Source organism: Dyella sp. AD56, from assembly GCF_002878475.1.
Lineage (GTDB): Bacteria > Pseudomonadota > Gammaproteobacteria > Xanthomonadales > Rhodanobacteraceae > Dyella.
Window position 1 is genome coordinate 18,072 of record NZ_NRDP01000015.1, and the last position, 19,403, is coordinate 37,474.

General features: G+C 63.3%; 13 protein-coding genes. 9 read left to right on the plus strand and 4 right to left on the minus strand.

All coding sequences use genetic code 11. The features are described 5' to 3' along the window. The first annotated feature begins 10 nt into the window (after window positions 1–10). Window positions 11–907: a LysR family transcriptional regulator ArgP gene (locus tag DyAD56_RS11135; protein ID WP_102302843.1), complete on the plus strand. Its 897-nt coding sequence runs from the start codon at window positions 11–13 to the stop codon at window positions 905–907. A 263-nt stretch (window positions 908–1,170) separates the two neighbouring features. Here DyAD56_RS11135 and DyAD56_RS11140 read toward each other — a convergent pair whose 3' ends face one another. The 3 genes from DyAD56_RS11140 to sucC form a co-directional block, all read right to left on the minus strand. Further along, on the minus strand, window positions 1,171–1,992 hold the full coding sequence (locus DyAD56_RS11140; RefSeq protein ID WP_102302844.1) for a hypothetical protein: 822 nt from the start codon (window positions 1,990–1,992) through the stop codon (window positions 1,171–1,173). A gap of 515 nt (window positions 1,993–2,507) precedes the next feature. Beyond that, entirely contained in the window at window positions 2,508–3,383 is an 876-nt protein-coding gene (sucD, locus tag DyAD56_RS11150) for a succinate--CoA ligase subunit alpha (protein ID WP_102302846.1), read from the minus strand. Between the two features lie 14 nt (window positions 3,384–3,397). After that, a complete protein-coding gene (gene sucC, locus DyAD56_RS11155; RefSeq protein ID WP_102302847.1) occupies window positions 3,398–4,561 on the minus strand; it encodes an ADP-forming succinate--CoA ligase subunit beta in 1,164 nt (387 codons plus the stop codon). 296 nt (window positions 4,562–4,857) lie between these two features. On the opposite strand from sucC, the gene DyAD56_RS11165 reads away from it, so the two are divergent. Next, entirely contained in the window at window positions 4,858–6,504 is a 1,647-nt protein-coding gene (locus DyAD56_RS11165; RefSeq protein ID WP_199178948.1) for an ATP-binding protein, read from the plus strand. A gap of 15 nt (window positions 6,505–6,519) precedes the next feature. On the opposite strand, the gene DyAD56_RS11170 is transcribed toward DyAD56_RS11165, so the two are convergent. After that, a complete protein-coding gene (locus DyAD56_RS11170; RefSeq protein ID WP_102302849.1) occupies window positions 6,520–7,473 on the minus strand; it encodes a LacI family DNA-binding transcriptional regulator in 954 nt (317 codons plus the stop codon). Window positions 7,474–7,882: 409 nt separating this feature from the next. On the opposite strand from DyAD56_RS11170, the gene DyAD56_RS24280 reads away from it, so the two are divergent. The 7 genes from DyAD56_RS24280 (at window position 7,883) to DyAD56_RS11200 (ending at window position 19,240) form a co-directional block, all read left to right on the plus strand. Next, a complete protein-coding gene (locus DyAD56_RS24280; RefSeq protein WP_233202381.1) occupies window positions 7,883–8,779 on the plus strand; it encodes a hypothetical protein in 897 nt (298 codons plus the stop codon). Window positions 8,780–8,836: 57 nt separating this feature from the next. Continuing rightward, complete coding sequence (gene pgmB / locus DyAD56_RS11175) at window positions 8,837–10,942, plus strand: beta-phosphoglucomutase (RefSeq protein ID WP_233202382.1); 2,106 nt, start codon at window positions 8,837–8,839, stop codon at window positions 10,940–10,942. Window positions 10,943–10,972: 30 nt separating this feature from the next. Further along, window positions 10,973–13,525 (plus strand): TonB-dependent receptor, encoded by a 2,553-nt coding sequence (locus DyAD56_RS11180; protein ID WP_102302850.1) that lies wholly within the window; start codon window positions 10,973–10,975, stop codon window positions 13,523–13,525. A gap of 96 nt (window positions 13,526–13,621) precedes the next feature. Continuing rightward, window positions 13,622–14,887 carry an MFS transporter gene (locus tag DyAD56_RS11185; RefSeq protein ID WP_233202383.1) on the plus strand — a complete coding sequence of 422 codons (1,266 nt, stop codon included), beginning with the start codon at window positions 13,622–13,624 and terminating at the stop codon, window positions 14,885–14,887. Window positions 14,888–14,999: 112 nt separating this feature from the next. Continuing rightward, window positions 15,000–16,688 carry a trehalase family glycosidase gene (locus DyAD56_RS11190; protein ID WP_102302851.1) on the plus strand — a complete coding sequence of 563 codons (1,689 nt, stop codon included), beginning with the start codon at window positions 15,000–15,002 and terminating at the stop codon, window positions 16,686–16,688. Beyond that, window positions 16,685–17,752, plus strand: a complete 1,068-nt coding sequence (locus DyAD56_RS11195; protein WP_102302852.1) for an alpha/beta hydrolase fold domain-containing protein — start codon at window positions 16,685–16,687, stop codon at window positions 17,750–17,752. The genes DyAD56_RS11190 and DyAD56_RS11195 overlap by 4 nt, the downstream gene beginning before the upstream one ends. An 81-nt stretch (window positions 17,753–17,833) precedes the next feature. After that, window positions 17,834–19,240, plus strand: a complete 1,407-nt coding sequence (locus DyAD56_RS11200; RefSeq protein ID WP_102302853.1) for a sigma-54 dependent transcriptional regulator — start codon at window positions 17,834–17,836, stop codon at window positions 19,238–19,240. Window positions 19,241–19,403 lie beyond the last annotated feature (163 nt).

The window sequence follows — 19,403 nt, forward strand, 5'->3', positions numbered from 1 at the left end:
GGAGACACCCATGAGCCTGCTCAATCCCCAGCTCGCTGCCTTTGCTGCCGTGCTTGATGAAGGCAGCTTCGACAGCGCGGCGCAGCGCCTCTCGCTGACACCCTCGGCAATCTCGCAACGCATTAAGGCGCTCGAAGATCGCCTCGGCCAGATCCTCATCCTGCGACGCTCCCCCTGCGAGGCCACGGAAGCAGGCGAACGTTTGCTGCGTACCGTGCAGCAGATGCGGCTGCTGGAAGCGGAAACGTTGAACGACTTCCACGTCGGTCCGGATGACAGCGGCCCCACCACGGTCGCCATCGGCGTCAATGCCGACTCGCTGGCCACCTGGTTCCTCGCTGCACTGGCGCAACTCCACGATAGCCACCAACTGCTGTTCGACATCCGCGTGGAAGACCAAGACCATTCCAGCAACTTTCTGCGCGACGGCTCGGTGCTCGGCGCCATCACGGCCGAATCGAAAGCGGTGCAAGGCTGCAGCGTGAGGAAGCTCGGCGTGATGCGCTACCTGCCCGTCGCTTCACCCACCTTCGTCGACCGCTATTTCGCCGACGGCGTGAGCGCAGCCTCGCTCGGCAGAGCGCCCATGTTGGTATTCAATCGTAAGGACGCTCTGCAATGGCGTTTCATGCACAGCATCACGCGGGCAAAGCTCGCACCGCCCAGACATTACGTGCCCTCCTCCACGGCCTTCGTGGAGGGCGCTGAACTAGGACTCGGCTGGGCGATGGCCCCCGAATCAATGCTGGAAAGGAACTTCGCCGCAGGTACGCTCAAAGCGATTGCTCCGAAGCGATGGCTCGACGTGCCGCTGTATTGGCAGCATTGGTCGATCCGCTCAAACACGCTGGCCTTGGTCACTAAGGCGCTGATGACAGCAGCGCATAGTGGATTGCGGCAACACTAATTAGGCTCTTCAGAACACGACGATCCCGGAAGGAAAGCGCTTCGCGCCCATCATGCCGCTGTGACCGTTTGTCAGCGGCTGCAGAGATCACGCCCGGTCAAGCCACTGCAGACCCCCTGGGACCATGGCAAGGCAAGGGCAAGCAATACGCCTACCCGCTATCCGACCACGTTGTCGACGGTAACGAACACCCTGCTAGATGCCGCACCCAAGGGACTTCGCGAGCATCGCTAACGGTCATGCGATCCATGCGCAGCAGCAGGTCATTCGTATTCGCGATGAATGGTCCCAACCAGCGGCAGTAGCATCGGGTAACGGTCTTCGCCCTGAAGCCAGGCGCTGGGCATGGCTGCGATCTCCAGGTCAACCTGAAGCGCAGTCAAGGCATTCTGCAGTGCAGTAAATACCGGACCCGGAACAACGTCGACATAGGTCGTTCCATCTCCTGCTGCTCCCGAGTCCATGCCAAGCTCACCGATGTCACTGCGCCACTGCTTGAAGAAGCTGTATTCCGGATCGGGGCGTGTATCTCGCTGACTCAGGACGACGATCGTTGCAGGATGGTCGAACACCATGGTCCGATCCGCCACACCCACGTAGAGCTCGCTCGTGTGCCTGTTGGCGAAGCCGCTCTTCCGGACCTGGTACGCACTCCACGAAGCGTACGTGATCTGCCCCAGGACATCGCTTGCGGAAGCTTTCAGTTCGGGATGCCGAGACATCCATAGTTTTTTCCAGGATGCTGAAAGATTCTCTACTGACCCTGCGCTATCGCTCCGGAATGTTCCCAGCGGCGCCAATGCGGCCTGCACGACTGACTGCACCTGCTCGAAGGAAGCGGGCACCAACAAGATCACATAGTCGGCATATTGAGCCTGCTTGCCGTCATCCCACACCAGGAGTTGTTCGCCGCGCCGGGCGGCGACCTCAAAGTCGTTGCTCGAATTCGCTTTGCCCGCGGATTGAAGTTTCCAATACCAGCCCTCGGCCGTCTTGTCAGGTAACTCGGTAGCAACGCTTGCCGACATCCACGCCATCCCCGTTAGGGTGAGGCCAGCCATCAGAATTCCACGCAGCGTTTTCATGTCATTGCCTCCGTCCGGCTTGCCATGCGTGATCAGCAAAGAAAACGGACAGCACGACTGCAGCTCGTCTTTGCCGGCCAAAAGTGCTTATGCGGATCCGCGGTTTCGCCATCGAGAAAGGCGACGCGTGGACATAGCCCATATAGGCAAACACGAGGCCCACAACCATGAACGCTGGAGCCAGGAACCAGTAACGAAAACCTTGCAACATACGCCTGAAATTCCAAATGAATTTGCTTTGTCCCAACGAAAGGCAAGGCCATGTCTCGCGCATCGAACTCGCGCGAGACCAGCAGCCATCAGGGAGACAGAGATTTTCCAGGCATCAACCGTGCATTTCCATGAGATCAATCTGCAAGGCCGGCACTTTCTTCCTCGGCCTGATCATGTGGCCGCGATGACAGAAGCGACGGGTAATGCGGTACGCGGACATCCTCATGCAGCGCAACTTTTCCAAGCAAAGAAAAAGGGCCGCATCGCTGCGGCCCTCTTCATATCGGTTGTAAAAACCCGAATTACTTCTTCATCAGACCGGCGAGGGCCTTGCCGAGGTCAGCCGGCGACTTCACCGTGGTGACGCCGGCCTTCTCCAGCGCAGCGAACTTCGCCGCTGCCGTGCCCTTGCCGCCCGAGATGATGGCGCCAGCGTGGCCCATGCGCTTGCCCGGAGGAGCCGAGGCACCTGCGATGAACGACACGACCGGCTTGGTGACGTATTCGCCGATGAACTCGGCGGCGTCTTCTTCAGCGCTGCCGCCGATTTCGCCGACCATGATGATGCCTTCGGTCTGCGGATCGTCCTGGAACATCTTCAGGCAGTCGATGAAGCTCAGACCGTTGATCGGGTCGCCGCCGATGCCGATCACGGTGGACTGGCCCAGGCCTTCGTTGGTGGTCTGGAACACCGACTCGTACGTCAGCGTGCCGGAGCGCGAGACGATACCGACCTTGCCCGGCATGTGGATGTGACCCGGCATGATGCCGATCTTGCACTCACCCGGGGTGATGATGCCGGGGCAGTTCGGCCCGATCAGCACGGTTTCCGGATGCTGTGCCAGCACGTTCTTCACGCGCAGCATGTCCAGCACCGGGATGCCCTCGGTGATGGCCACGATGACCTTGATGCCGGCGTCGATGGCTTCGAGGATCGAGTCGGCCGCGAACGGCGGCGGCACGAAGATGACAGACGCGTCGGCGCCGGTCTGATCGACGGCTTCGGACATGCTGTTGAAGACCGGCAGGCCGATGTGCTCGGTGCCGCCCTTGCCCGGAGTCACGCCACCCACAACCTTGGTGCCGTAGTCCAGCGCCTGCTGCGCGTGGAAGGTGCCCTGCTGGCCGGTGAAGCCCTGCACGAGGACCTTGGTGTTCTTATTGACGAGAACGCTCATGGTTCAGTTGCTCCTCAGGCCTTGGCCGCAGCCACGGCTTTCTGCGCCGCATCGTTGAGATCGTCGGCCGGCGTGATCGCCAGGCCGGAGTTGGCGAGCAGTTCGCGGCCCAGCTCCACGTTGGTGCCCTGCAGGCGAACCACAACGGGGATCTTCAGACCCACTTCCTTCACGGCCGCGATGATGCCTTCGGCGATCAGGTCGCAACGCACGATGCCGCCGAAGATGTTGACCAGGATGGCCTTCACCTTGTCGGAGGAGAGGATGAGCTTGAACGCCTCGGTGACGCGTTCCTTGGTGGCGCCGCCGCCGACGTCAAGGAAGTTGGCCGGCTCGCCGCCTGCCAGCTGGATCACGTCCATGGTGGCCATGGCCAGGCCTGCGCCGTTGACCATGCAGCCGATGGTGCCGTCCATCGTCACGTAGTTGAGGTTGTGCTGCACGGCAGCGGCCTCAGCCGCGTCTTCCTGGGTCAGGTCGCGCATGGCGGCCAGATCCGGGTGACGGAATTCGGCGTTGTCGTCGGAGTTGACCTTGCCGTCGAGGGCGGCGAGGTTGCCGTCTTCGAGAATGGCGAGCGGGTTCAGCTCGACCAGGGCCAGGTCCTTCTCGTTGAACAGCTTGTACAGGCCCAGCATGATCTTGGTCAGCTGGCCGACCTGCTTCGCATTGAGGTCCATGGCGAAGCCGAGCTCGCGGCACTGGTACGGCTGCAGGCCTTCCACGAAGTCCACCACGATGGTGTGGATGTCTTCCGGGGTGTCCTTGGCGACCTGCTCGATGTCCACGCCGCCGTGCTTGGAGGCGATGAACGAGATGGACTTGCTGTCACGGTCCGTCAGAATCGACAGGTACAGTTCCTTGGCGATGTTGGTCGCGTCGGTGACCAGCACCAGGTTCACCGGCAGCGCACGGCCGGCAGACTGGTAGGTTTCCATGTTGGTGCCCAGCATGCCCTTGGCAGCTGCGCGCACGTCGTCGAGGCTCTTGCAGAACTTGACGCCGCCGGCCTTGCCGCGGCCGCCTGCGTGAATCTGTGCCTTGACCATCCACTGCGTGCCACCAAGGTGCTTGGCGGCGTCGACAGCGGCATCGGGAGAGTTGGCGACCTTGCCCGGGGGCACGGCAATGCCGTACTTCGCGAACAATTCTTTGGCCTGGTACTCGTGGAAATTCATGGATACCTCGAGGGTACGGGGAAACATGGTGGCCGTCGGGCTGTGGGGGCCTGACGGTCAGGGGAACGACGGCGGAGTAAAGCTGCGCTGCCGGATGCAGTGCGCCGCCGTCAGGCCTGTCGACATGACGAAAACCGCGCAATACGGCCCGGTATTTTCGCAGCAGCGGCCCCCGATGGAAAGGGGCCGGCCACCAGAGGGGGATTCCGACACCGGTTGACGGCCGTCTCCCACAGACTGTGAAAGGCCCGTCTATACTGGTTCAGACTGCCCTCAGACCAACAAGAGCCCGCCAGGTGTCTAGCACCGTGCAGCCTGCCTACCCCACCGCCCGCCCAGCCCCTGAGGCGGCGCGCCATGAGCTTTTGTTCCTCAATTGTTTCCGCCTGGCCCAGGCCCTGGTCTACACCGGCCTGGCCCTGAGCCCGACCACCCTCGGCTGGCCCAAACTGGCCGATGTCGGCCTGGCCCGGGGCGTGGCGGTGCTGTTCCTGTTGTTCGCGCTCGGCACACTATCGCTGACCCGGCGAGCCACCCCATGGATCCGCTGGACAGTGTCGGCCTCCCTGGTGGTGGACATCATCGCGGCGGTGCTGGCCATCATCACCATGCACGACGCCCGCATCGGCATCGCCATGATGCTAGCGGTGAACCTGGCGGCCGGCGCGCTGATCCTGCCGCTGCGCCTGTCCTGTTTCTTCGCGGCACTGGCCACCCTGGGCGTGATCGGCCATTCGGTCCTCGAAGTGCAACACGGGCAGGCCGGCATGGACCGGGAGCTGCTCGAGTCAAGCCTGTTCGGCCTCGCCTACTTCGCCATCACGGTACTGTGCTACGTGCTGAGCCGGCAGATCCGCGCCAGCGAGGCGCTAGCCGAACAGCGCGGCGTGGACCTGGCCAACCTGGCGCAGGTCAACGAGCTGATCATCCGCCGCATGAAGACTGGCGTGTTGCTGGTGGATGACGCCAACCGCATCCATCAGATGAACGAATCGGCGTGGATGTTGCTGGGCAACCCGGCTGCTGACCAACGCGATCTGGGCCGCGTGGCATCGGAGCTCTCTCGCCGCCTGTACCACTGGATAACCTCCGGCAAGCTCGACGAATCCGCCACCCAATTGGCCGACGGCGTGCCCGAAGTGGTGCCTCGCTTCAGCCGACTGGCGCCGAATGACGACTCGCACGTACTGATCTTCCTGGACGACACCTCGCTGGTGTCACGCCGCGCCGAGGAGCTGACACTCAGCTCGCTCGGGCGCCTGTCCGCTTCCATTGCGCATGAGATCCGCAACCCGCTGGCCGCGATCCGTTACTCGGCCCAGTTGCTGGCCGAGTCGGAAGACCTGCCACCGACCGACCAGCGCATGGTGGAGATCATCAACAACCACTGCGTGCGCTTGAACGAGATCATCGAGAACATCCTGCAACTGTCGCGGCGCGAGCGCTCGCGCCCGGAAACGCTGGATCTGGGCAGTTGGGCCAATCAGTTTGTGGACGAGTACCGCCAGGGCAACGACCTGGGCGAAGACTCCCTGCGCGTGATCCAGGCCAGTACGCCGGTGGCGGCCGTGGCCGACCCTCAACAGTTGCAGCAGGTGGTGTGGAACCTCGTGCAGAACGCCCTGCGCTACGGCCGCATGCCGGGCGAACCCGCCCGCGTGATGGTGGTGGCGCGCCATGGCGAGCACGGCGTGCCGATTCTGGAAGTGATCGATCGCGGCCCGGGCATCGCACCGAAGGTCGCGGCGCAGATTTTCGAGCCGTTCTACACCACGCATGAGTACGGTACGGGCCTGGGCCTCTACCTGGCGCGCCAGATGAGCGAAGCGAATCAGGCATCGTTGGAATACGTGCGTGTCGCCGGTGGTGGCAGTTGTTTCCGACTGGTGCTGACACCGGCGCGGATGGGCAAGGCGACGGGCGACACGGCGGCGACTGGCTAAGAACCGCTCTGCAGGTCAGGTTTCGCGAACAATCAACTCGACCGGCAAAGTTTCCGATTGCTCGGGCTCGTCGTTGATCATCGCCAGTACCTTGCGCGCCAGCAGCGTGCCGCCCTCCTGCCAGTCCTGTCGTACCGAACTCAACGGCGGCAGGAAACTCGCAGCCAACGGCATGTCGTCGTAACCCACCACAGACACATCACCGGGCACATCGCGCCCCAACTGATTGAGTGCACGGATGGCACCCATGGCCAGCAGGTCACTGCACGCGAACACGGCGTCGAACGGCACGCCGCGATCCATCAGCGAATGCATGGCGTCCATGCCGGAGGCCAGGGTGAATTCATCGCGCCGAATCAGCAGCGGCTTGATGCCGTGGGCGGCCAGCGCATCCACGAAACCGGTGAGGCGCTCGAAGATTTCCGGATGGTTGGGGTTGCCCACGAACACGGGATGACGGCGTCCGAGACGGATGAAGTGTTCCGCCACCGCGTTGCCGCCCTGGCGGTTGTCGCTGCCCACCACGACATGCTCATCGCCCGGCGCACCCCACACCACCATCGGCAGGCCCAGCTTGTCGAATCGGCGCACGGCGTCCTGGCGCGAGCCCTGGCCCAGCAGGATCAGCCCGTCCGCCGCCTGCACGGCCGCGGCGGTGGCGCCCTGCCGGGTGGTCAGCAGCACGCTAAAGCCGTGCGCTGTCAGCTCCTGGGAAATACCGCCCAGCAAGACGAGCGGATAGGGATCGAACATGGTGCGATCGTGTGAGGGTTTCATCTCCACGATCACCGCCACCGTATGGCTGCGGCGCAGGCGCAGGTTGCGCGCGCTGACATTGAGCTTGTAGCCCAACTCGTGGGCGAGCTGCTGCACGCGCTCACGCGTCTCGTGATTGACCAACGGGCTGTCGCTCAGCGCCCGCGAAACGGTGATCTTGGATACCCCGGCCACCTTCGCCAGATCCGCCATCGTGAGACTGACGGAAGGCGTGGCGCCCTGGCGGTTCTTTTGGTGACGACTCAAGACCTGGCCCCGGTGTCTTGTGAACGGTCGCGCGGGCTTCGCACGCCGGCCAATCCTGGCAAACCGGGACAGTGTCGCGGTTTGCCTCTTCAACGTCCAACGCCGCACGGAATCACGAATGGAAGCCCATTGCCCCGATACCGCAAGCTTGTGCCGCAAGTCGCCAGCGTCTCATGGCACAACGTCCGTGCATGATATCGATATCATACGCAACTATGTTGTGTCGCAGCAATTGATATCGATGTCTTGATATCGATATCAATTGCTGCGAAGCTCCGCCCCACATAAGAACCTACGGTAGGCCCACACGATTTATCGGCCTACCGGAAACATCAAAAGGTGGGGAGAGGACACGTTGGATCATCGAGAAACGGCGCAGATCTTGCCGCCCCACGGTCATGCCCTGCGCGACGCCTGGGTCGTGACCAGCCACAACGCCGACCCCGCCGCCTTCGCTCAGGATGAAAGCCTGTTCGCCCTATCCAATGGCGCCCTGGGTGTGCGCGGCGGACTGGAAGAAGGCGACAGCGCCAGTCAGGGCTGCTTCCTCGCAGGCGCCTGGGAACGCACGCCCATCGAGTACCACGAGCGCTTCCCGGGTTTCGCCGCCCACACCGACACACGCATCCCGGTTGCTGACGGCACGCGCATCCACCTGCGGTTAGGCGATACCCCTGTACGCCTGAGCGAAGGGGAATGGCTGCATTTCGAACGCGCGCTGGATCTGCGCAACGGCTGCTACCGGCGCCAGCTGCGCTGGCGTTCGCCGGAAGGCGCCACCTTGCTGATCGAAGCCGAGCGCATCGTCAGCCTGGATCGCCCCGCCCTGCTGGCCATCCGCTATCGCGTGCATTCGGTCGACTACACCGGCCCGGTGACGCTGGAGTCCTCCATCAGTACCGTGCGCAACGCCGCCGAACAGGGCGACGACCCACGCATCGGCACGCGAATCGACGGTGGCTTGGTGACCACTGATGCGCTGGCCGGCGACACACAGGCTCACGTGCTCCAGCGCACCACCCATAGCGACATCCGTGTGGCCTGCATGCAGCAGCACGCGGTGGTCGACAACAGCCTGCGCTTCCGTCTTGCCAACCTCGCACAGCACGGCGTGATGCAGGTGTTCGAAGGCGAGCTGTCGCCGGGACAGTCAGTCACGCTGGACAAATACGTCGCCTATGCCTGGACGCAGCCCGGCGCTCACGACACCGATGATGCGCTAATCGCGCATGCCGCCAGCGAACTGACCTAAGCGCACGCGCTGGGCCACGACGAACTGCTCGCCCGCCAGAGCAGCGAACTGGCGCAGTTGTGGCAGAACGCCGACCTGTCGATCGAGGGCGATGCGGCCACTGAGCAGGCGCTGCGCTTCAACCTTTTCCACGTCTTCCAGTCCAGCAGCCGCGACGGACAAGGCAGCACGGCGGCCAAGGGACTGACTGGCGAAGGCTATGAAGGACACTACTTCTGGGACGCCGAAGTCTTCATGCTGCCGGCGATGGTCGCGCTCGCGCCGCACGTGGCGCGCAGCATGCTCATGTACCGGCATGGCACGCTGGCCAGGGCCCGTGCGCATGCACGCGAGCTCAACCATGCGCGCGGTGCGCTCTACGCATGGCGCACCATCAGCGGCGATGAATGCTCCGCTTACTTTCCCAGCGGCTCGGCGCAGTACCACATCAACGCGGCCGTAGCCTGGGCGATCCGCCATTACGTGGATGCCACGGGCGACGAGGCCTTTCTGCGTGATGCCGGTGCGGAGATGCTGCTCGAGACCGCTCGTGTGTGGCTGGACATCGGCCACTTCAATCCCCGTCGTAGCGGTGCGTTCTGCATCCACGACGTCACCGGACCCGACGAATACACCGCGCTGGTCGACAACAACCACTACACCAATCGCATGGCGCAACGGCATTTGCGCGATGCCGCGACCGTGGCGCATTGGCTGTCCGAATCGGCGCCGGATATCTATGCGGAGATCGCGCACCGCATTGACCTGGAACCGTTCGAGATCATGCAGTGGCAGCGCGCCGCCGAACTGATGTATCTCGCGGAAGACGCGGAACTGGGCGTCTTCCCGCAGGACGACACCTTCCTCGACAAGCCGCGCATGTCTGCCCGCAACACCGACGAGGGCAAGCGTCCACTGCTGCTGGAATTGCACCCGCTCACCATTTATCGCCATCAGGTGTGCAAGCAGGCCGATACCCTGCTGGCACTGATGCTGGCCGGCGACGACGTGTCGCTCGCCGCCAAGCGCCGCAATTTCGACTACTACGAAGGCGTGACCGTCCACGACTCCACGCTATCGGCCTCCACCTTTGGTGTGATGGCGGCTGAAGTCGGCGAAACGGAAAAAGCATGGCGCTATTTCCAGGACACGTTGCGCGTGGATCTGGACGACCTGCACGGCAACGCGGCACACGGCCTGCACATGGCGGCCATGGCAGGCAGCTGGCTGTCGCTTGCCTGGGGTTACGGCGGCATGCGCGTGATCGATGGCCAATTGCATCTTCATCCGCAATTGCCTGGCGCATGGCGCAGCTACCGCTTCGGCATCACTTGGCGCGATGCGCATCTTCGTGTGGAGGTGGATGCTGAGGGCGTGCGCTATACCGTCACGCACGGCGATTTGGTGACGTTCCACCACGGCGGCCAGCCTATACAGCTGTCAGGCGGCGAGTCGCGTGCCATGCCGCATGCAACGACTTCGCTCAAGGCACCATTGCAGGCGGTGATCTTCGACCTGGATGGCGTCATCGCGGACACCGCGGTGGTTCACCGCGCCGCATGGGAACAACTCGCACACGAAATCAGCGCCCCGTTCGACGAGCAGATCGCCCAACGCATGAAGGGTGTCGATCGCCGCGGCTCGCTCGAGATCCTGCTTGAACGTGCGCCGCGTGCCTATGTCGAGCATGAGAAGCGTGCCCTCGAAGCGCGCAAGAACAGCTACTACGTAGAACGCATCGAACAGTTTGGCCCGGACCAGTTGCTACCCGGTGCGCGGGAAGCGGTGGAATCCGTCCGCGCGAAGGGGCTGCGCGTCGGCCTGGCTTCGGCCAGCCGCAACGCCCCGCTGCTGCTCGAACGACTCGGCATCTCACGCCTCTTCGATTACGTCGTCGATGCCGCGCGCATCGACCGTTCCAAACCAGATCCAGAAATTTTCCTGGCGGCCGCTGCAGGACTCGGCGTTGCCCCTGGAGCCTGCCTTGGCGTCGAAGACGCTGCGGCAGGCGTCGCCAGTATCCACGCCGCGGGCATGGTCGCCATCGGCATTGGTCGGCGCGAAGACCTAGGGGAGGCAGACATCGTGCTGCCAGGTCTGAGCGTGTTTCGTATCGGTGATTTTCTGAACAACAAGAACGGTGCGACGGCTGGCACGGCCGAAGCCATAAACATCAACGCGTAAGTGGCCCGGTTTCGGGCGGGGAGGCACGACATGAACAAGCAAGGCATCACTCGACAGCTGCTGGCAGCTGCGATCGTCACCGCCTTGGCGGTGAGTGCGGCGCAGGCGCAGGACGCGACGCAAGCGCAACCAGCGCCAGCAGCACCGGCTAACCAGCCGAACAATGCGCCGGCTCCGCCGGCACAGGGCGATCAGAAAGCAGCCAAGACGCTGGATCAGGTCGTGGTCACGGGTACGTCTTCCGCTGGCGGTATCCGCAAGATCGACGCCAGCTATTCGATCGTCAGCGCCAACGCCGAGCAGATCCGCGAAGCCAATCCCAAGAGCACGGCGGACCTGCTGAAGATCTCGCCAGGCATGTGGCCGGAATCCACCGGTGGCCAGACCGGCGCCAACATCGAAATCGCCGGCTTCCCCGGTGGTGGTGACGCGCCGTTCTTCACCACGCAGATGATGGGCTCGCCGCTGTACGGCATGCCCACGCTTTCGTTCTTCGAAACCACCTCGATCTTCCGCCTCGACGACACCGTTGAGCGCGCGGAAATCCTGCAGGGTGGTCCGTCGGTGGTGTACGGCGACGGCCAGATGGGTGCCACTGCCAACTTCATCCTCAAGCAGGGTACCGATGTGCCCAGCGGCAGCTTCGGCGTTACCTACGGCAACGAAGGCCTGTGGCGCTACGACGGCTTCCTCGGCTTCAAGATCGCCGACAAGTGGTACGGCAGCATCGGCGGCTTCTACCGCGATTCGGACGGCGTGCGCAGCCCGGGCTATTCGGCTGACAAGGGTGGCCAGTTCACCGCCACGCTGTCGCACGACATGGATAACGGCTCGCTGGTGTTCTATGCGCGCCAGCTCAACGACCGCAACCAGTTCATCACGCCGATCCCGCTGATCCAGAGCGGCTCGGACAACTTCAGCGCGTATCCCGGCTTTGATCCGCTCACCAGCACGTACTACAGCAAGGATATCCAGCACGTAAACCTGCCGGGCTATCCGGGCGGCGGCACCAGCGCCAACCTGGCGAATGGTCGCGGCGCGAAGTTCAGCTTCTTCGGCTTCAACTTCGACTACGACCTCGGTGACGGCTGGAACCTGTCAGACAAGTTCCTGATCGACGGCGGCGACGTCAACACCAATGCGCTGTTCTCGGGCACCAACCCGGCCTCGCTCAACGACGAGCTGTACAACCTCGGCACCGACTTCGGCGGGTTCAAGCTGCCGGCCGGCTCCGCCACGGCGACGTACGTCAACGGCGGCGGTGCGGTCGACCCGAACCAGAGCGTGATTCACCAGGGCTGGTGGTACATCCACAAGCACCTGAAGAACATCAACAACGATTTCCGCATCAGCAAGGAGCTGTTCGAGGGCAACACGCTGACCGCCGGTCTCTATCTGGCGCACTACACCGACGACGACGCGTGGAACCTCGGCAACCAGATGCTGATGACCAACACGCCGAACGCCAAGCCGATCAAGGTCAGCTACCAGCAGAACGGCCAGACCTACCAGCTCACCGACTACCAGGGCCTACTGGACTACGGCTCGTACAACATCACCGAGAGCGGCCGCTCGACCAACAAGGCGTTCTACCTGTCCGACTCCTGGCGCATCGACCGCTGGCTGATCGACGCCTCGGCGCGCGTCGAGAACCAGGATTCCTCGCTGCGCGTGTGCAACCTGACCAACGTCAACCTGGACGGTAACCCGCTCACGCTGTACGACAACGCTGTGCCAGTCTGCAATGGCACGTTCGCCACCACCGACTACAACAAGACGCATACGTCGTGGACGTTCGGTGTGAACTACGAGCTGGCCGACAACATGTCGGTGTACTTCCGCGCCAACAAGGGTGCGCACTTCGGCGACTTCGACAACGCGCTGCGCGGCAACACCACGGGCAACACGCCGCCGCTGCAGAAGATCCAGAACTTCGAAGGCGGCTTCAAGTACCAGTCCAAGTACCTGTACGCGGACATCAGCGTCTATCACCGCCAGTTCAACGGCCTACCCTATCAGCCGACCAACGGCGAAGGCGTACCGGTGGGTACGCCGCTGCTGTACGGCTCGGACTCCAAGGGTGTCAACTTGGCCGGCGCCGTCACGCCGATCGACAACCTGAAGTTGCAGTTGGTGGCCAACTATCTCGACGGCCATTACTCGCACTACTCGGCCTGTATCCCCTACGTGAACCAGGTCGCCGGCAACGGTTGCGCCTTCATCGACGGCGTACAGCTGCAGCGCCAGCCGAAGTACCGCTATATGTTCACGCCGAGCTACAAGATCCCGTTCTCGTGGGGCGACATCATGGCGTTCGTGACCTACACCTACGTGGGTCCGCATACGCAGGATCAGTCGGGCCTGCAGCAGTTGGGCACGTACTACACGCTGGACTTCGGCGTGGTGGCCAACATCCAGCAGAACTGGGAACTGCGCGTGCAGGGCACCAACGTGACCAACCAGCTGGGCCTCACCGAGAGCAACTCGCGCATCTTCGGTACGGCTGCGGGCAGCAATGGCGTCATCCTGGCCCGCCCAATGGAAGGCCGCGAGGTCAATTTCCAGGTGAAGTACAAGTTCTGATGTAGTGTTTCCCCCCGGTTCCGGGCCGCACGTGGGTCGGCGGCCCGGAACCAACTCCGGGGGGGATCGGTTGCAAACCGGGCGTGGGAGGTGGGGATGTGCCGTTACCGCATGATCGTTGCGCTGGCGACGATTTACATGGTGTTCGCGATACTGCTCAACAGTGTGGGCACAGTCATCTTGCAGTCCATCCACACGTTTGGCATCGACAAGCCTCAGGCAAGCCTGCTCGAACTCTTTAAAGACCTGCCGATTGCCATCACCTCGTTTCTGGTGGCGTCCTTCCTGCCCAAATTGGGCTATCGCCGCGCCATGATGCTGTCGTTGTGCATCGTCGGCAGCGCCTGCATGCTCATGCCGCTGTTTCCCGGTTTCCACACCACCGAGTTGCTGTTCACCTGTATCGGCGTGTCGTTCGCGCTCGCCAAGGTGGCCGTCTACTCGTCGATTGGCTTGCTCACCAGCAACAAGGCCGAACACGGCCGGCTCACCAATACCATCGAAGGGTTGTTCATGCTGGGCGTGCTGGCGAGCGGCTGGCTGTTCAGTGCGTTCATCGATCACGCGGATCCGGCTAACCCATCCTGGTTCAACGTCTACTGGGTGCTGGCCGCGATGTGCTTTGGCACGATAGCGCTGCTGTGGGGCGCCACGCTGGACGAATCTGCCGCGCACGGCGGCACGGCACACTCGCTCGGGCAGGCCATGCGTGACATGTATCGCCTGTTGATGCGCACGCTGGTTTACGTGTTCCTGCTTTCCGCCTTCCTCTACGTGCTGATCGAGCAGAGCTTCAGCACCTGGCTGCCGACCTTCAACAACGAGATCCTCAAGCTACCCAACGCGATGAGCATCCAGATGGCGAGCATCCTCGCCGGTGCCACCGCGCTGGGACGCATCGTTGCGGGGCAACTGCTGCGCCGCATGTCCTGGCACCTGCTGCTGAACTTGTGCGTGGTCGGCATGGGTGCGCTGATCCTGCTGGTGCTGCCGCTGGCGCGCGAGGTGCACGTCGGCGCGAACGTGAACTGGTTCAACGCCCCCATCGCGGCCTACCTGATCCCGCTGATTGGCTTGCTGATGGCACCGATCTACCCGGTCATCAACTCGGTGGCGCTCAGCTCGCTGCCCAAGCCCTCGCATGCGGCGATGACCGGCCTCATCGTGATCTTCTCCGCGCTGGGTGGCACGCTGGGCTCACGCATCACCGCCATCGTGTTCTCAAGCTTCGGTGGCATCCACGCTTTCTATTTTTCGCTGGTACCGATGTGCCTGGTGCTGGTGACGCTGTTCTATTTCAAGCGCGAGACGGATCGCGTCGGCGCGGCTGAACCTGCCGCGATGGGCCTTTCCACGAAGTGATGCTTCACGTCGGGCACGATGCCCGGGGCTTGCGCCATGGATCGGCGACAAGGCAGGGCTTGAACGCCGCCGCGACGACCGCCAACGATCACGCATCGACCCGGGAGCAGACATGACTCGACACGCCCATTCGCTTCACTTCCGATGGCTGGCCATCGCGCTGTCTTGTGCTGCTGCGAGCACGGCCGTCGCCTCGGGCACGCCCGATCCAGCGAAGACACGCGCCTACATCGACAAGGCATGGACGACGCTCACGCGCTCGCAGGAAGACTGCGCCGCGCTGGCCGATACCAAAGTAGTCGGCCATCCCGTGCTTTACGTCCCCGCCGGCGAGCCGGTGCCAGCGAACGTGGCTGCCATCGGCAAGCGCTGCAACGTCGATGTGCTGCCACTGCCGCGCAAGGTCGAACAACTGGGCGACATTGATGCCACGAAGCTGCCGCAGCAGGGCCTGCTGTATCTGCCACACCCTTACGTGGTGCCCGGCGGCTTCTTCAACGAGATGTACGGCTGGGATAGCTACTTCATCCTGTTGGGGCTGGTCGCTGATCACAAGTTGGACCTGGCCAAGGATATGGTCGACAACGCGCTCTATGAAGTGGAGCACTACGGCGGCGTGCTCAACGCCAACCGCACCTACTACCTCAGTCGATCGCAGCCCCCTTTCCTCACGGCCATGATGGCAGCGCTACTGGATGACCCGGCCAGCTTCCCCAGTGCAGACGCACGTCGCGAATGGCTCACCAAGGCCTATCCACTTGCCGTGCGTAACTACGAGATCTGGACACGCCCTGAGCATCGCGCAGGCGACACCGGCTTGGCCCGCTACTACGACCTCGGCAACGGCCCCGTGCTGGAAGCCAAGGACAGCGAGTTCTACAAGGGCGTGATGCGCTGGCTGATCGCGCATCCGAAGGACGATCCGGGCTATCTCATCAAAGGCTCCCAACATCCCGACGACGCCGAAGTCGCGCGCCTAAAGGAGGCAAGCTGCGACGTGCGCGCTTCCAAGGTGTGCGAAGGTGCATGGGTCGATGGCTATCGCCTCACGGCAGACTATTTCCACGGCGACCGCGCCATGCGCGAATCGGGCTTCGATACCAACTCGCACTTTGGGCCCTTCGGCGGCTCCACCCATCACTACGCCGACGCCAGCCTCAACAGCCTGCTCTATCGTTATGAGCGCGACCTGCACGACTTCGCGCTGCAGCTTGGCAAGGCCGGTGACGCCGACCGCTGGGCAAAGGCAGCCGATGCGCGCAAGGCGGCCATGGATAAATACCTGTGGAGCGACAAAGACGGCATGTACCGCGATTACGATTTCGTCGCTGCCAAGCCCTCGCCGTATCCCTATGTCACTACGTACTACCCATTGTGGGCCGGTGCTGCCTCACCACAGCAGGCAGCTGCGGTGCGCGGCAAGCTCGGCGTGTTCGAACGCAAGGGCGGATTGAGCATGGATAACCGGCCCATGGCCGTGCAGTGGGGCGATCCATTCGGCTGGGCGCCGACCCACTGGCTCGCGGTGAAAGGGCTCGACGATTACGGCTTCCACGACGATGCACGCCGCATCGCGGCCAAGTTCGCCACCACGGTGGACCAGGGCTTGGCCGACGACGGCACCATCCGTGAGAAATACAACATGGCGCTGGGCAATGCCGACGTGAAGGTAAACGCCGGCTACAGCGAGAACGTGGTGGGCTTCGGCTGGACCAACGGCGTCTACCTGAAACTGCACGAATTGCTTGACGGCACCACGAAGAAAGCCGCACCCACCGCCCAGAAGGAAACGACGCCGTGAGCACACGTACCCTCGCCCGCCTCACCCTGGCTGCCTCGCTGCTCTGCGGCACCTTGCATGCTCAGGACGCCGCACCCACGGTCGCCGCCGACGGCAGCATTCGTGCTGGCAGCATGACCCTGCCCTATTCATCGGCCGCATCGCCCGAAGCGCGCGCGTTCTTTCCCAAGATGCTCGCCGCCGGGTCCAAGGCACCGCCGATCACCGCCCCTATCGAACAGAGCCGGGCGTTCTATGACCGCATGAACACCGATCGTGCGCAGCGCATGATGGCGATTTACCCGGTGAAGACGCATCGCGAAACCATCGCCGGCGTGGTGACCGATGTGGTGGAACCGGCGCAGGGCATCTCACCGAAGAACCGCGAGCGCGTACTGATCAACCTGCACGGCGGCGCCTTCCTGTGGGGCGCGCACAGCGGCGGGCTGGTGGAATCCATCCCCATCGCCAGTCTTGGCCGCATCAAAGTCATCAGCGTCGACTACCGGCAAGGCCCCGAGCACACCTTCCCCGCCGCCAGCGAAGATGTGGAGGCCGTGTATAAAGCCTTGCTCAAGCAGTACAAACCCGGCGCCATCGGCATCTACGGCTGCTCGGCCGGCGGCATACTCACCGGCGAGGCCGTGGCGCGCCTGATCGACCGCAAGCTCCCGGCACCGGGCGCCATTGGCACCTTCTGCGGCTCACTGGTGGACATGGAGGGCGACTCCGCCTACGTGGCACCATTGCTCAACGGCGCACCCGTGCCGGACCACCCGCTGCACCTAGGTGACCTGCCTTACTTCAAAGGCGCCAGCGCCACTGATCCCATGGTGTTCCCGGGGCTTTCGCCGACGTTGCTGGCCAAGTTCCCTCCTACCTTGCTGATTACCGGCACGCGCGACATGGCCATGAGCTCGGTGATCCGCAGTCAGACCCTATTGAGCCAAGCCGGCGTAGCGACGGAACTGCATGTGTGGGAAGGTATGTGGCATTCGTTCTTCTCGGATCCGGATCTGCCTGAGTCGCGGGCCGCCTACGAGACCATCGTGAGATTCTTCGACCACCATTTGGCGCCTAAGTGACCCGATCTCCCCGCAGTAAAACTTTGCCCCCTGCCTGGGCGACGGTTATCCTAGCCCTCGTCCACAGCGCAAACTGACGACATGAGCCAACAGACCGTCCTGGTCATCGACGACGAACGCGATATTCGCGAACTCCTCACCATCACCCTCGGCCGCATGGATTTGCTGGTCGATGCGGTGGGCACCGTGACGGAAGCACGGCGCGCCCTCGCCGAAAAGCACTATGACCTGTGCTTCACCGACATGCGGCTGCCCGACGGCACCGGCCATGAGGTGGTCGAGGTGATTTCCGCCGAACATCCGGACACGCCGGTTGCCATGATCACCGCCTACGGCAACGTCGATGCGGCCGTGAGCGCGCTCAAGGCCGGCGCCTTCGACTTCGTGTCCAAGCCGGTCGACATCCAGATGCTGCGCCGCCTCGTGCGTACCGCTTTGCGCCTGGCCGAGGAAAAGCGCAGCGGCCAAGCCGCCGCCAAGCCGGACGGCAACGAGCGCCTGATCGGCGATTCGCCAGCCATGCAGCAGGTGCGCAGCACCATCGGCAAGCTCGCGCGCAATCAGGCGCCGGTGTACATCGCCGGTGAATCTGGCGTGGGCAAGGAACTGGTCGCCCGCCTCATCCACGAGCAGGGTCCCCGCGCCACTGGGCCATTCGTGCCGGTGAACTGCGGCGCGATTCCGTCCGAGCTGATGGAGAGCGAATTCTTCGGCCACCGCAAAGGCAGCTTCACCGGCGCGGTAGGCGACAAGGAAGGCCTGTTCCAGGCCGCCCATGGCGGCACGCTGTTCCTTGACGAAGTGGCCGAACTGCCGCTGCACATGCAGGTGAAACTGCTGCGCGCGATCCAGGAAAAGGCGGTTCGCCCGATCGGCGCGCGCGAGGAAGTGCCCGTCGACGTGCGCATCCTCTCGGCCACTCACAAGAATCTCGCCGCGCTGGTCGAGCAGGGCCAGTTCCGCCAGGACTTGTTCTACCGCATCAACGTCATCGAACTGCGCGTGCCGCCGTTGCGCGAACGCCGCGGTGACGTGCCCCAGCTGGCCAACTTCGTACTGCGCCAACTCGCCACCAAGAGCGGCGGCGCTCCCGGCCAACTGCTGCCGGCCGCGCAGCAGGCGCTAGAGAGCTACGACTTCCCCGGCAACGTGCGCGAACTGGAGAACATCCTGGAGCGTGCGATGGCGATGTGCGACGGCGACCAAGTCGACGTCAGCGACCTGATGCTGCCGCAGCGCATGCCGCGCTCCCACACCGAGGCGGTTCCGGCTGCGGCACCTACCGGCATGACTTCACACGCGGAACCGCCCCCGGCTGCATCGCCCACCGCCAGCGGCGGTCTGGACGATTACATCAGCAACCTGGAGCGCACGGCGATCATCAAGGCGCTGGAGGAGTCGCGGTACAACAAGACTGCGGCGGCGAAGAAGCTGGGGATTACGTTCCGGGCGCTGCGCTACAAGTTGAAGAAGTTGGGTATCGACTGAGGGTTGTCGATATCACGCGGAGGGGCCGGACTTTGTCCGGCCTTTTTGTTTTTGGGGGTTGGTCAGATGGGTGAACGGGTGCAGTCGCCGTCGGCTCCCTCTCCCCTCCGGGGAGTCTGCCTCGACTTTGCGCTCTAAAGCAGGAGCAGCGCGACCTGCCCCG